This window comes from Terriglobus sp. RCC_193 (assembly GCF_041355105.1).
Taxonomy (GTDB): domain Bacteria; phylum Acidobacteriota; class Terriglobia; order Terriglobales; family Acidobacteriaceae; genus Terriglobus.
Window position 1 is genome coordinate 1884931 of the sequence record NZ_JBFUPK010000001.1, and the last position, 13286, is coordinate 1898216.

The 13286-nt window shown below is 57.8% G+C and carries 12 protein-coding genes; 7 read left to right on the forward strand and 5 right to left on the reverse strand.

The genetic code is table 11. The features are described 5' to 3' along the window. The first annotated feature begins 30 nt into the window (after positions 1-30). Together AB6729_RS07875 and AB6729_RS07880 are read left to right on the forward strand one after the other, a co-directional pair. The gene (locus AB6729_RS07875) at positions 31-813 is read left to right on the forward strand and encodes a trans-aconitate 2-methyltransferase (protein WP_371081025.1); all 783 of its coding nucleotides are present in this window, start codon (positions 31-33) and stop codon (positions 811-813) included. 134 nt (positions 814-947) lie between these two features. After that, positions 948-2120 carry a PLP-dependent aspartate aminotransferase family protein gene (locus tag AB6729_RS07880; protein ID WP_371081026.1) on the forward strand — a complete coding sequence of 391 codons (1173 nt, stop codon included), beginning with the start codon at positions 948-950 and terminating at the stop codon, positions 2118-2120. 7 nt (positions 2121-2127) lie between these two features. Here the strand turns inward: AB6729_RS07880 and AB6729_RS07885 are convergent, their stop codons facing one another. Further along, positions 2128-2730 carry a TetR/AcrR family transcriptional regulator gene (locus tag AB6729_RS07885; RefSeq protein WP_371081027.1) on the reverse strand — a complete coding sequence of 201 codons (603 nt, stop codon included), beginning with the start codon at positions 2728-2730 and terminating at the stop codon, positions 2128-2130. Positions 2731-2801: 71 nt separating this feature from the next. Between AB6729_RS07885 and AB6729_RS07890 the strand changes: the two genes are divergently transcribed. Genes AB6729_RS07890 through AB6729_RS07905 form a run of 4 tightly spaced genes read left to right on the forward strand, consistent with a single transcriptional unit; the run spans position 2802 to position 7435 of the window. Further along, complete coding sequence (locus tag AB6729_RS07890) at positions 2802-4226, forward strand: TolC family protein (RefSeq protein WP_371081028.1); 1425 nt, start codon at positions 2802-2804, stop codon at positions 4224-4226. Continuing rightward, positions 4223-4471: a YtcA family lipoprotein gene (locus AB6729_RS07895; protein WP_371081029.1), complete on the forward strand. Its 249-nt coding sequence runs from the start codon at positions 4223-4225 to the stop codon at positions 4469-4471. Before AB6729_RS07890 ends, AB6729_RS07895 begins: the two co-directional genes overlap by 4 nt. 11 nt (positions 4472-4482) lie before the next feature. Further along, a complete protein-coding gene (locus tag AB6729_RS07900) occupies positions 4483-5664 on the forward strand; it encodes a biotin/lipoyl-binding protein (RefSeq protein WP_371081030.1) in 1182 nt (393 codons plus the stop codon). Between the two features lie 7 nt (positions 5665-5671). Continuing rightward, positions 5672-7435, forward strand: coding sequence for an FUSC family protein (locus tag AB6729_RS07905; RefSeq protein WP_371081031.1), 1764 nt, complete (start codon positions 5672-5674; stop codon positions 7433-7435). On the opposite strand, the gene AB6729_RS07910 is transcribed toward AB6729_RS07905, so the two are convergent. Together AB6729_RS07910 and AB6729_RS07915 are read right to left on the reverse strand one after the other, a co-directional pair. Further along, on the reverse strand, positions 7432-8382 hold the full coding sequence (locus AB6729_RS07910; protein WP_371081032.1) for a carbohydrate kinase family protein: 951 nt from the start codon (positions 8380-8382) through the stop codon (positions 7432-7434). The genes AB6729_RS07905 and AB6729_RS07910 overlap by 4 nt on opposite strands. Beyond that, positions 8382-9587 carry an SIS domain-containing protein gene (locus AB6729_RS07915; protein ID WP_371081033.1) on the reverse strand — a complete coding sequence of 402 codons (1206 nt, stop codon included), beginning with the start codon at positions 9585-9587 and terminating at the stop codon, positions 8382-8384. Before AB6729_RS07915 ends, AB6729_RS07910 begins: the two co-directional genes overlap by 1 nt. 141 nt (positions 9588-9728) lie before the next feature. Here AB6729_RS07915 and AB6729_RS07920 point away from each other — a divergent pair, with 141 nt between their 5' ends. Further along, a complete protein-coding gene (locus AB6729_RS07920; RefSeq protein ID WP_371081034.1) occupies positions 9729-10778 on the forward strand; it encodes an amidohydrolase family protein in 1050 nt (349 codons plus the stop codon). On the opposite strand, the gene AB6729_RS07925 is transcribed toward AB6729_RS07920, so the two are convergent. Together AB6729_RS07925 and rfbG are read right to left on the reverse strand one after the other, a co-directional pair. After that, positions 10779-11960, reverse strand: a complete 1182-nt coding sequence (locus AB6729_RS07925) for a diphosphate--fructose-6-phosphate 1-phosphotransferase (protein WP_371081035.1) — start codon at positions 11958-11960, stop codon at positions 10779-10781. A 230-nt stretch (positions 11961-12190) separates the two neighbouring features. Continuing rightward, positions 12191-13279 carry a CDP-glucose 4,6-dehydratase gene (rfbG, locus tag AB6729_RS07930; RefSeq protein WP_371081036.1) on the reverse strand — a complete coding sequence of 363 codons (1089 nt, stop codon included), beginning with the start codon at positions 13277-13279 and terminating at the stop codon, positions 12191-12193. Between the last annotated feature and the right edge of the window lie 7 nt (positions 13280-13286).

Sequence of the window (13286 nt, forward strand, 5' to 3'; positions counted from 1 at the left end):
GAAACGGTGTGCAGGCGAACAATCAGATGCATGGAAAGCACATCACAGACCGAGCAACAAACGCAAACAGGACAGACTTGGAATGCCAACCAGTACGCCGCCAATGGCCGTTTTGTGGCTGATCTTGCAAAGGATGTAGTCGCATTGCTGGCACCGCGATCCGGGGAACACATCCTGGATCTGGGCTGCGGTGACGGCGCACTGACCGAGCAGATTGCGGCCATGGGAGCGGTCGTTATCGGCTGTGATGCTTCGGTGTCGATGCTGGAATCGGCGAAGGAACGCGGGCTGAACACGGTGGCCGCGGATATGCGTTCGCTGCCGTTTCAGGGTGAGTTTGACGCGGTATTTTCTAACGCAGCTCTGCACTGGGTGACCGATCTGCCAGCCGTAGCGCAGAGTGTGCATCGGGCGCTAAAGCCGGGCGGACGTTTCGTTGCGGAGATGGGTGGGCTGGGCAACATTGCGGCCATTCGTGTGGCACTGCAAGCCGTGATGGCCAACTTCGCTATTGATGCGGAGAGGGATGCGGCCTCGCGCTATCCGTCGCGCGATGAGATGCGCGGCATCCTGAAAGAGGCTGGATTCAGCGTCACGAGCATCGAACTGATTCCCCGCCCCACGCTGCTCAAAAGCGGCATGGAAGAGTGGCTGAAGACCTTCCGCAATGGCATTCTGTGCAAGCTGTCGGAGACGGACAGGCAGTCTGCGGTGGACCAGGCCGTTGCACTGCTTCGTCCTGCGCTGTGTGATGCGGATGGCGTCTGGTGGGGCGACTATGTTCGTTTGCGCTTCTATGCCGTTCGCGGATAGCTGCCATGTGATTGAATAACAAAGAAAGCGGAATCTTCTTAACAACTTTCCGCATCTTGCATGAAACGGCTGGCTCAGGCGAATTGCACACGCGCTGAATCTGTGCCCTTCGTTCCTTCAAGGAGAGCCTCATCGTGTCCGACCGGCCAGATTTCGATCCATCCACACTCGTCATCCACTCGAATCGTAGTTACGAGAAACAATCGAACTCGATCCTGTTTCCGATTCACCAGACGGCGACGTATATCCACGAGAGTGTGGGTGTAACGAAAGGCTATGGCTACACGCGTGGCGCAAACCCGACCGTGAATGCGCTGGAGCAGGCCATTGCCGCCGTGGAAGGTACCGCTTCCGCGCTTTGCTTCCGCTCGGGTATGTCAGCCATTACAACGCTGTGTTTTGGATTGTTGAAGTCGGGCGACCATGTGCTGCTGTCCGACGTGATCTATGGCGGCACCGCGCGACTGTTTCACCAGGTGCTGGGCCACTTTGGCGTGGCGTATGACTTTGTGGACACCTCCTCAGTGGAGGCAACGGAACAGGCGATTCGGCCGGAGACGCGCCTGTTGTTTCTGGAAACACCCGCGAATCCCACGTTGAAGATCAGCGATGTGCGCGTGCTTTCTGACATGGCGCACCGGCACGAAAACATACTCGTCGCCGTGGACAACACGTTCCTGACACCGCTGCTGCAGAACTGCCTGGACCTGGGCGCTGACATCTCCATGATGTCCACGACGAAGTACATTGACGGGCATAACGCGACGCTGGGTGGATCGCTGGCGACGCATGATGAAGCCAACACGGAGCGGCTGCGCTTTGTGCGCAAGATCATTGGCAGCATCCAGGCACCGTTTGATTCGTGGCTGGCGCTGCAGGGCATCAAGACATTGCCCGCGCGGCTTGCCATGCATTGCAGCCATGCCATGCAGATTGCACAGTGGCTGGAGAAACATGCTCACGTGGCAAAGGTGAATTATCCCGGGCTGGAATCGTTCCCACAACATGCACTGGCGGCAAAGCAGCAAAAGGACTTTGGCGGAATGATGTCGTTCGAACTTCAGGCCACAACCGAACAGACGCTGCACTTTATTGAAGCGCTGAAGCTATGCACATGCGCTGAGAGTCTGGGCAGCGTGGAGACGCTGGTGACGCATCCTGCTACTGCGTCGCACTGCGATATGCCACTGGAAGAACGCGACCGGCTTGGTGTTACCGACCGCCTGATCCGTCTTTCCGTTGGACTGGAATCACCGAAGGACCTGATTGCCGATCTTGAGCAGGCGTTTCAGGTTATTTTTGGCTAATACCGTATTACTGATCCTGTAGAAGGCAGTGCCAGATGGCCTCCACGTCTTCGATGGCGCGCTGACGCGTCAACCTGTAGACCGTGGGGTGCGCAATCCATAGCGCGGCTGCGCCGTGAAGAGACTCCATCATGCGACGCAGTATGGTCCTGACGTGCGCAAGCGGAGTATCCGGCGGCAGCGCCTCCCGTACAATTCCCGCAATGCCCTCCAGGAACTGCTGGCCCAGGCGTTCGCGCGTGGCTACCACCTCCGGGTCAGCATGCCGCACAAGAAAAATCAGTGAGTAGTGGTCAGGATACTGTTCCGCGAACTGCAGGACTGCCGCAATAAAACGTCGCAGCTTTCGAGTGGCGTCCGGCTCCGCGGCGATTTCGGCGTTGATGCGTGTTGCGAATTTTGTATATAGGTCCGCACAAATGTGTTGCACCAGCGCTTCCTTGTTCTCGAAATGACGATACATTGCCATCTGGGAACATCCTGCCTCCTGCGCCACGCGGCGCATGGAAAGCGCATCGTAACCACCCGAGGTAAAGAGATGAGACGCAGCCTGAACGATCTTCTGCTTTAGCGTGTCGGTGGAGTAGTCCTGGTCGGATGCTTTTTTCATGCTGATCCAGTATACGCTGTACACAATCATTGTATACGGCGTATACTCAAATTAAGTTTACGGTGTACACAATGAAGCCTGATGTTTCCATTACATGCCTTCTGATTACAGTGGGGGCGCTGCTGTGGTGTCCGGGGCCTGCTGCTGCGGCGCAACGTGTCTCCTGCGCAGCGGTGACGAATGTGCGCGATGCGGCACAGTGCATTGGTAGCACGCCCGCACTGCCGGTACAGGAGCTGAAACATGACCATATCTACACGCTTCCCGAACTGATCGACCTGGCCGAGAGCAATAGTCCTGAGGGAAGAATTGCGTGGACGCGGGCCAAGATGAGCCTGGAGCAGGCGGGGATTGCGCGCGCATCATATCTTCCGGTGCTTGCGTTTGCTGCGCAGGGCAGCGATGTGCGTGCGATTGTTCCCTTCCCCAAGCCACTGGCGCCACGCGGTTATGTGACGGTGGAACAGCCCGTTGCAGCAGCGCAGATGGAGCTGGAATATACGCTGCTGAATTTTGCGAGAGGCCCGAAGCTGGAGGCGGCAAAGGCCACGGAGTTGGCGGGTGCTTTAACGCTGAGTCGCACGCAGCAACAGATTGCTTATAACGTGGCCGCGCTGTATTACCGCGAACAACTGGAAGCAGGACGGCTGGCCGCAGCCAAGACGATTCTGCAGGACGCGGAGACGCTGCGCGATAACGCGCAGTCGCAGTTTGACAATGGACGCACCACGCTTCCTGATCTTCAAAATGCGCAGGCGGGCGTGGCGGAAGCTCGATTCTCACTTGCCGCGGCTGAGGGTGCTGTGAAGAAGGCGAAGATTGCGCTTACGGAAGCTGTGGGGGTGGAGCCGTCTGTCGAAATTGAATTGCCAGTGCAAGCGGATGATGTCTCTTCCGACGTTGTGGATTCAAAGGTAGAGGAATTGATTCAGGCCGCGTGGAGTTCGCGCCCCGATCTGCTGGCGCGTGCGCAGGCGTTGAAGCGTGCGCAACAGAATACTCGCGTGGCCCATGCGGCTTATCTTCCTTCTGCGCGGCTTGCGGGTACGGGTGGACAGACTGCAACGTGGCCCACCGCGGACTTTGGCCAGCTTGGTTATGCCAACGTGACGACGTGGTCTGCTGCACTGTCGTTGAAGTGGGAGATATTCAACGGCGCGCGCAAACATGAGGTTGCTGCGACGCTGGCAGAACAACGCGCCGCTGCTGAAGAACAGCGCGCGACGAAGGATCGTGTGACGCGCGAGGTATGGCAGTCTTACGTGGACTATCAGACAGCGGAAGAGCAACAGAAGGCCGCGCAGAGTTTTCTTGCTTCCTCGCAAATCTCATATGACTCTTCTCTGGATGCATTTCGTTATGGCGTGCGTTCGCTGGTGGATGTGGTGCAGGCGGAAAAACAACTGGCACAGGCGCGACTGGCCGTTGTGGATGCGAATGCACAGGTGGCGCTGAGCGCTGCTGCACTTAACTTTGCCGTGGGGGCCCGGCCATGAAGCGACTTACTTTCTTTGCAGCCATTTTTCTCACCGGCTGCAACCGCAACCCGAATGTAGAAATTGTGGGTTCGTACTTTCCCGGCTGGATGATTTCGCTGGTGATTGGCGTGGTGCTGACCATGCTGACACATCTGTTGATTCGCAGACGCTATCCCTCGCAGGACTTTGGACATCCTGCCCTGCTGTATCCCGCGCTGCTGACACTTTTCACATGCCTTCTCTGGCTCTTGCTCTTCGCATAAGGACACACGCCATGCCGGAATCAACGTTTCCCGTTCGACGCATTGGATACTTCATTGCCGCTGCTGCTGTTGTTGTGCTGCTGGTTGCCATCTGGTCTGTGGACCGCAATCCACGCACCGATGACGCTACGGTGCGTGCTAACGCCATTGCCTTTGCTCCTGAAGTGGAGGGGCGACTTGTGGCTCTGAATGTTCAGGACAACCAGGCCGTTCGCAAAGGCGACCTGCTGTTTCAGATTGATCCGCGCCCGTATGAATACGCGCTGCAGCAGGCCCGCTCGGAACAGGCTTCGCTGGAAGGCCAGATTGACGATGAGCGCAGACGCATTGCCACGGAGAAATCTGCTGTGGGCACGGCGCAGGCGGGTGTGGCTGGTTCGCAGAGCAACATCTCCGCAGCAGAAGGTTCCGTGCTGGCCGCAAAGGCTGCGGTGGAACACGCACGCGCGGCGCAGTTGTCTGCAGACGCGCAGTTGAAGTATGCGCAGAATGACCTGAACCGCATTGCTCCGCTGCTGGAGAAGCACTACGTCACCACGCAGCAGGTGGACCAGGCGCAGACCGCGGTTCGCGTGGCGCAGGAAGCGAGTCATCAGGCCGCGTCGCAACTGTTGCAGGCACAGGCGCAGGAAAAGATGGCTGTGGCGGCGAAGCAGGCCGCAGGTGCCAATCTGCAGGCAGCGCAATCAAAGGTGGGTGAGGCGCAGCACGCGGTGGACACGCTGGATACGTTGATTGCGCAACGGCCAGCGCGCGAGGCAAAGGTGCATCAGGCGGAATTGAACCTGACATGGACCAGTGTTCGCGCGCCGTTCGATGGTTATGTGACGAACATGAATATCTCGCAGGGTGCGTATGCCCATGTGGGAACGCCGATCTTCACACTTATCGACACGGGTCACTGGTGGGTGTTGGCGAACTATCGCGAATCGAAACTGAAACATATTCGCCAGGGACAACATGTGGACGTGTATCTGATGGACCAGCCGAGTCGCCGTTATGACGGTGTGGTGGATAGCGTGGGGCGCGGCGTGTTTCCGGAAGATGGTGGCACGATCAATGGGCTACCGAATGTGGATCGCACGTTGAACTGGGTGCATCTGTCGGCGCGCTTCCCTGTTCGCATTCGCGTGCTGAATCCCGATCCTGAGACATTCCGCATTGGCGCAACCGCTATCACGGTAGTTCGTTAAGAAAACTATGAGCCGCTTCGAGCGAATCTTCAGCACCATCCGATCGGAACTGCAGTCTTATCCGGGCCGCATGTCGGGGTCGTTGCAGGACACACTTTGCATGGTGTCGGCGCTGGTACTCGCCGATACTTTGCGTGTTCCGGGCATTGGGCTTGCGCTGGCTCTGATTCTGATGTTGCAGCGCGAAAGCCCCGGCGTGACCTTGCGCAATACGCTCCAGATCTGGGGCGGCGCGGCTGCTTCGTCGCTGGCGTGCTTTGTGTGGGTTCAGATGACGGATGGAACGGAGGTTTTCCGTTTTCTTGGCTTCCTGCTGCTGGTATCTTTCTCTGGCTTTTGCATGACAGCGACACGTATTCCGCTGTTCTTCACCATCTTTGGCTTCTATGGATTTGTAGCTCTGTCTGCGTGGGATACGCATCGGCCAGCGAATGCGATTGTGACCGCGACGCTCTACAACCTTGCATCACTCGCGCTAGCGCTGGGGGCTGCAAGCCTGATCAATTTCCTGTTACGTACACGGCATCCGGTGGATGCGCTTGCCGAGGAATTAACGAAGAGAATTCAGTTGCTGGCGCGTTTCCATCGTGAACAGGCAGAGATGCCGCGAAAGGCTGGTATGTCTGCGCTGCATCATCAACTGGTGCAATACAGCCATGCGGGTGACCTGAAGCTAAACCAACTGTATGAGGAAGTTCGCAGCAGATTTCCAAGGCGGATGCCGCCGGGTGTTCACTTCCGCATTGGTGTGCTGGCCCGTGTGATGGAGGAGAGCAATCTTGCGGGCTTTGACACGGATGCCAACGCCGCCGAAGCGCATCTACGCATTGCGGAACAGTGCGACTTCATTCTTGACCAAAGTCTCAACAAACCACATTCACCTTCTGCCGATGCGCCGGAACGATTGCGCCGCATCTTTACCGAACTGAACCTCTACTGTGATGTGGCCCAGGAGGGCGTGACCATTCGCCATGATGCTCCGGCTCCTGCGAGAAGTTTTCGATTCTTTCATTCCGATGCCTTCACTTCACCCGATGCGGCGCTGTATGCATTGAAGCTGACTTTGAGCGCGAGTATCTGCTATGTGCTGTACAACGCGGTTGCATGGCCGGGCATTTTGACGTGCGTTGTGACTGTGCTTTTTACGGGCCTGACTTCGACAGGCGCGATGAAGCAGAAGCAACTGTATCGGCTGGCTGGCGCGGCCATCGGTGGAGCGCTGGCGATTGTTGTGGAGTCGTTGCTGTTTCCGAACATGGATTCGATCACGTCGATGGTGTTGGTTACGGGTTCCGTTTGTCTTCTGTCGGCATGGGTGTCGCGTAGTCCTCGCATTGGCTACACTGGCGTGCAGATTGCGTTTGCGTTTTTCATTACCGATCTTGCAGGCTTTGGCGCTGCAAGCCAGATTGCACCGGCGCGCGATCGTGTTTTCGGCATTGCGCTGGGCATCCTGGTGATGTGGTTTGTGTTTGACCAGATATGGCCTGTGCGCACGTCACACGCGCTGGAGGCGATACGTAATCGTGTGGTTCACAATGCGGATGCGATAACCGCTTCGGCAAAAGCTTCTGCAATGGCAGCGATGCGTGCTGAGGTATCTGCTGATCTTGCGACCATGCAGACGCTGTTGCAGTCTGCATGGTTTGATTTTGGAAAAGACTATCGCGAGGAACTGTTGCGCAGTAGCCGGTTGGGACGCGAGACGGAGGCGGCCGCTGCACGCTTCTACAGCAACATGCAGCAGGCGCTGGAAAGTCACCCGCGTTAAGCCTGCGTGAGGCCTCCATGGGCTGCGAGGAAAGCATCGAGCAATGCTTTGTCGCGGAAGGCTTCTGTGCCACCGGAACGCTGCGTTGATAAAGCACCGCAGATGTTGCCGCAACGAGCGGCGGCAGCGGGTGACATGCCACGAAGATAGCCGAAGAGGAATCCTGTGTTGAAGCTGTCGCCCGCGCCCACCGTATCAACCGGCGTGACTGGCACTGGAGCGATTTCCTGCACAACGCCAGCCGAACGTATGAGTGCTCCGCGACTGCCGCACTTCACCGCGACGAGTGGCACGATGTTTCCAAGCACTTCAATGGCTGCTTCTGCTGATGTGGTGCGTGTCATGCGGCAGGCTTCATCTTCGTTGGGCATGAAGATATCCACGAGAGGAAGCACGGTATCCAGAAGGCCTTCCCAGCGGCCATCGGGATCATCGTTCGTGTCGAGAGAGATGGTCAGTCCCGCGGACTTCATGCGGCGAAAGAGTTCCGGTACATCAGGACGCAGCGCGGTTTGCAGATAGAGCGATGAGAGATGGAAGTGGCGCGCGTTGGAGAGGTAGTCCAGATCGAGATCGGCCAGCGACATCTTCGCCATGGTGCCGGGATAAGTGAGCGTGTGGCGCTCTTTGCCATGCGGCAGCATCAGCGTCACGCCGGTACTGCATGCATCGGTGTGGCGAGTACCACCAAGATCGACATGTGCTTCGCGCAGGCGTTGCAGAGCGATTTCGCCAAGTGCGTCCGGGCCAACGAGCGTGGTCATGGTGACGGAGACGCCGAGCGTGGAGAGATTGTGCGCGAGGATGGCGGACGAACTGCCGAGTGTCATGGCGAAGTTGTCCGCAAGCAGTTCCCTTTCGCACGGCATCTCTTTTGGCAAGCCGTAGAGCACGAGGTCGAGATTGATTTCACCGGCGATGGCTACATCGAAACGTTTGGTGCTCATCAGGCCTGCTCCGCTGCTGCGCCGTGAAGCTGAAATTTCTGTACTACGCGATTGATGACTCCGCTTTCAGACGGTGCATCTGGTTTCAACCCTTCGTGCAGGCAGCGATAGAACGCGAGTACCTGTCCTGCGACGACATGGAGCAACGAGTGAAACGCAACGGATGTTTGGGAGAAGACTTCGCTCTCAATCACGATGTCTTCCTTGTGAACCAAATCATGCGGCACAGTGGAGCCAATGAAGATTTTCGCAGCGCCGAGTTCCTTCGCATTCAGTTCACGAATCAGGTCTTCTTCATAAGCGCGAACGAGCGGGTCTGCTGAGAGGAAGCACACGATCAATGCATCTTTGTGAATGGCGCTCATGGGGCCGTGGCGCAGACCGAGGTATGTTTCCGCTACGGTCATGACACGGCCTGCGGTCATCTCTGTCATCTTCAATGCAGCTTCGCGTGCGGCGCCGAAGGTGGCGAGGTCTGCGAGATAAAAGACGCGTGAACACGTTTGCAACAATGGGGCACGGAATTGTTCAAAGGCTGTGGTGAGGATGGCCTCTGCCGCAATAGCGAGTCTTTCCGCTGAGGACACGTAGGCTTCCGTGTCTGCGTGCGACGCCATGCCGATGGCTGCGAGCACCATGTTGGTAAAGCTGCTGGTCATGACCAGGCTGCGGTCGTTGGTGCGCGCATCCAGCGTGAGAGCTTTCAGGCGTCCATCGTGTGCGGCGGCCTTCGCGAGTTTTCCTTCCGCATTGCAGGTGATGGCGAGCTGGCGGATCCGTGCATCATCGTGCAGCATTGCCTGTAGCGCACCGACGCTCTCCGGGCTGTCACCGGAACGCGCGAAGTGAATCATCAACGCGGGCCGCGACTGCGGCAACAAGGATGTACCATCCGTCAACAGCGCGCCCGAACCGATGGATTGTGCGGTTACCGGAAACAATCGCTGAAAGGCTGTGCGAGCGCATTCTGCTGCGTACTCTGAACTGCCGGAGCCGGTGAGGATGACAGCCTGCAATCCGTCGAGCATAGCGGTGTATTGCGGTAGTGCTGCCTTCACTCTGCTTGCAGTTTCACGCCATGTATCGGGCTGTTGCAGTATCTCTCGCAACGTGTCGCGCAGGCCGTCTTTCTGTTCTGCCTGCTGAAGTAGCTCTGTGATGGCGGTTGACTGCGACCACGAAGATGCGTTGCTGCCGAAAGACAATGCAGTGACTCCAAGTGCGGGATGGACTCGTTGAAACCAATGAGCCGCTCAGGAGCAAGGATAACGCAGCGTAGCGCATGTGTTGATGTATCTGGTTTACTTACTCTTGCCGCGACAGCAGGCTGGAGGACGAGCGCATCCATGACGGAGCAGGATAAGTTTGTTGCATTGGTGAGTGCTACTGCAGAGGTTTCGCTTCCGTTGGGCGAGTTTCAGCCGAAGTCGGCACTGGTGACACCGGACAATACGCCGTTGATGCCGCGCTTTCCCGTGATTGATTATCACAACCACCTGGACTCCATGCAGCCCGAGGATGTGTTGCGCATTATGGATAGCTGCGGCGTGGAACACGTGATCAACATCACGATGAAGGTGGGCGATGAGGCCATTGCCATTCTTGATCGTTACCATGCGGCGTCGCCGCGCTTCTCCAGCATTGGATGGATGGACTGGTCTGGTGTGGAACGTGATGACTTTGTGAAGGTCACGAAGGATCGTCTGCGGCGGCTTGTGGATCATGGCATTGTCGGCATCAAGTTCTGGAAGGACATGGGGCTTACGATTCGTGGCACGGATGGCAAGCTGCTGCGCATTGATGACGAGCGGTGGATTCCGATCTTTGAAGAATGCGAAAAGCTGCAATTACCGGTGATGTTTCATACGGCTGACCCGACGGCATTCTTTGATCCGATTGATCGTTTCAACGAACGGTATGAAGAACTGGCGGCGCACCCGGACTGGGGATTCAGCGATTCGCCAGTATCGAAGCGCGCGTTGCTGGAACAGCGCAATCGTGTGATTGCACGGCACCCTGGCATTACGTTTGTGGGCGCGCACTGTGCGGAGAGTAGTGAAGACTTAGCGTATCTGTACGAACAGATGGATGCGCTGCCGAACCTGATGGTGGACATCAGCGCGCGTGCTTCTGAGTTGGGACGACAGCCATTCCGTGCGCGTGAGTTCTTCCTGAAGTATGCGGACCGCATTCTGTTTGGCAGCGATCTGCTGCCGGAGACAGAGATGTATCGGCTGTATTACCGCATGTTGGAAACAGCGGATGAGTATTTCCCGTATCCTTCGCACGCTTCGCGACAGGGACGATGGAATATCTATGGGCTTTCGCTGCCGGATGATGTTCTGCGCAAGGTGTATCGCGAGAATGCGCTGAAGCTGTTGCCGAAGCTGCGGTAGTTACTGCACGGGATGGCCGCTGAGCGATGCGGGATGTCGCTGCAGCGGCCCGACGATGGGACGCGCGTACTGCAGGAATGCATCGTTGACCGCGAGGCCATCGTGACGCAGCCACTCCTGCGGTATGGCTCGGCGTGGGCCTGCGGCTTCTGTGAGTGGGAGCAATTCAAAAGCGGGATTACTGCCGATGGCGCGCAGAGACACCATGAATCCGCTGGTGCCTGCGGCCAGAGCGCGAACACATTCGCGACCTGTGAGTTCCGCATCGGCACGATCCTGCGCGGAGACATACGGCGAGGCAGACCGAGCGATGAGGCCGGGCTTTTCACTGCGGCAGCGAAGGCCGAGATGCTCTGCCACCAGACCTGACAGGTGTTGGGCGACTCCGCCGATCAGTGGGCGCATCGGTATCTTGCCGCCGGAGGATGGCACTTGTTCAAAGACCGGTGTGCCGTCCGCATACGATGTTCCCTCGGAGACGACGGCAACGGCCCAGCCGATGCGCTTCACTGTTGCATCGATGCGTTGCAGGAAGTTGTCCAGCACGAAGGGGATTTCCGGGATGCAGACGACGTGTGGCGCTTCGTCAGGATGTTGTTTGGCAAGCATGGACGCAGCGGCCAGCCAGCCCACATCGCGACCCAGCGTTTCCATGATGGAGACAGGCTGCGGCAGGGATTGCAGGTCCATGGAAAGGTCCAGCAGCGACTGAGCTACATAACGCGCGGCGCTGCCAAAGCCCGGGCAACGATCCGTTGCACGGATGTCATTGTCTATGGTTTTTGGCGCGCCCATCACCTGCAGAGAGAAGCCGCGTGAGGCGCAGAACTCAAGGAAGCGATGCGCGCCGCCCATGGTGCCGTTGCCGCCGAGAAAGATCATGCGGCTAATGCCATGCGATTGCAGCACGTGGATGCAGTGGTCGAGATCTTCCTCGGTTGGTTTGAAGCGCGATGTGCCGAGTGCTGCGCCGGGGCTGAGACGGATGCCTTCCAATGCATCGGGTGTAAGAGAAGTGAGGCTGATCACATCGCCGGAGGACAGCCCTTTCATGCCGAAGCGTGCGCCGTAGATGCTGCTGAAGCGAAGCTGCTGCGCTTCGCGCACAATGCCTGCAAGGCTGGCGTTGAATACGGCAGTGGGGCCGCCGCCCTGCACGATCATCAGGCCATCGGAATGCATGGCTTCCATGCTACGACGCGGAATGCGAAGCGAACAGGGCTACACATGGAAACGCGGACTCGATGTATCTACTTATCACGATAGAAGTGGACTCGATCTGACTCACCTCAGCGGCTAAAGCCGCTTATCAAAGCACCTTTATCGGCACGGCTGAAGCCGTGCCCTTACGAGTCGTACATCACAGCCAGGGCTTCAGAAAGCGCTGATGCGCATCTTCCGTCGGCCACGGCTTACGATTCGTTCACGGCGAGAGCTTCATACGCTTCGATCTGCTGCAGCGTGTAGCGCTGCATGTCTTCGCCGGATGCGTGGGCACGGAACCAATCCAGCGTCCAGTCCAGAGCATCGGCAAGATGCAGACGCGGACGCCAACCGAGTTCGGCGCGCGCGCGGCTGGAATCGAGTTTGAGATAACCGGCTTCGTGCACGCCAGCGTCTTTGTCCAACACCCACGTTGCTCCGGTGGACCAAGTCTTTGCGAGATGATCGGCGATCCATGACACCGGACGCGCGTCGTCGTCGCTGGGGCCGAAGTTATACGCGGTGGCGTAGCGCGTGGCGTCTGATTGCAGAAGATGTTCGGCTAGGCGGATGTATCCGGCCAGTGGTTCCATCACATGTTGCCACGGGCGAATGGCATGGGGACGGCGGATGAGAACGGGCTCGCCTTTGAGAAAACCTCGAACTAAATCGGGGATCAAACGATCGTCGGACCAGTCTCCGCCACCAATCACATTCCCTGCACGTGCGGTTGCGATTGCGACATGATGTTCATTCCATTTTTCAACTGGAAAGTACGACTGGCGATAAGCGGCAGACACGAGTTCTGCGCATGCCTTGGAACTGGAGTAGGGGTCGTAACCACCGAGCGGGTCGGTTTCGCGATAGCCCCAGAGCCACTCCTTGTTTTCGTAGCACTTGTCCGTGGTCACGGAGACGACGGCGCGTACGGAAGGCGTGCGGCGCACGGAATCCAATAGACGGGCGGTGCCAATCACATTGGTTTCATAGGTGCCAATGGGATCAATGTACGAAGCCCGCACCAGCGGCTGTGCCGCGAGATGGAAGACGACTTCTGGCTGAAATTCCGTGATGGCTTTTTCGAGTTGTGCGCCGTTGCGAAGGTCGCCGCGCACGTCTTCTACTCGTGAAGGAATGCGCGCCGCTTCCATCAGGCTGGGATTCGTCCAGGGATCAAGCGCATAACCGCGCACCTCTGCACCAAGCGATGTGAGCCAGAGCACAAGCCATCCGCCCTTGAATCCGGTGTGGCCGGTTAAGAAAACGCGGCGTCCTGCCCATTTGCTGCTTGCTGTCACAGATTCC

What these genes read in the sequence shown, in the direction of transcription:
- AB6729_RS07885 (WP_371081027.1), bottom strand. Translation starts at nt 2,730, where the DNA reads ATGAAAAAAGCATCCGACCAGGACTACTCCACCGACACGCTAAAGCAG.
- AB6729_RS07895 (WP_371081029.1), top strand. Translation starts at nt 4,223, where the DNA reads ATGAAGCGACTTACTTTCTTTGCAGCCATTTTTCTCACCGGCTGCAAC.
- AB6729_RS07925 (WP_371081035.1), bottom strand. Translation starts at nt 11,960, where the DNA reads ATGCATTCCGATGGCCTGATGATCGTGCAGGGCGGCGGCCCCACTGCC.
- AB6729_RS07910 (WP_371081032.1), bottom strand. Translation starts at nt 8,382, where the DNA reads ATGAGCACCAAACGTTTCGATGTAGCCATCGCCGGTGAAATCAATCTC.
- AB6729_RS07905 (WP_371081031.1), top strand. Translation starts at nt 5,672, where the DNA reads ATGAGCCGCTTCGAGCGAATCTTCAGCACCATCCGATCGGAACTGCAG.
- AB6729_RS07875 (WP_371081025.1), top strand. Translation starts at nt 31, where the DNA reads ATGGAAAGCACATCACAGACCGAGCAACAAACGCAAACAGGACAGACT.
- AB6729_RS07900 (WP_371081030.1), top strand. Translation starts at nt 4,483, where the DNA reads ATGCCGGAATCAACGTTTCCCGTTCGACGCATTGGATACTTCATTGCC.
- AB6729_RS07890 (WP_371081028.1), top strand. Translation starts at nt 2,802, where the DNA reads ATGAAGCCTGATGTTTCCATTACATGCCTTCTGATTACAGTGGGGGCG.
- AB6729_RS07920 (WP_371081034.1), top strand. Translation starts at nt 9,729, where the DNA reads ATGACGGAGCAGGATAAGTTTGTTGCATTGGTGAGTGCTACTGCAGAG.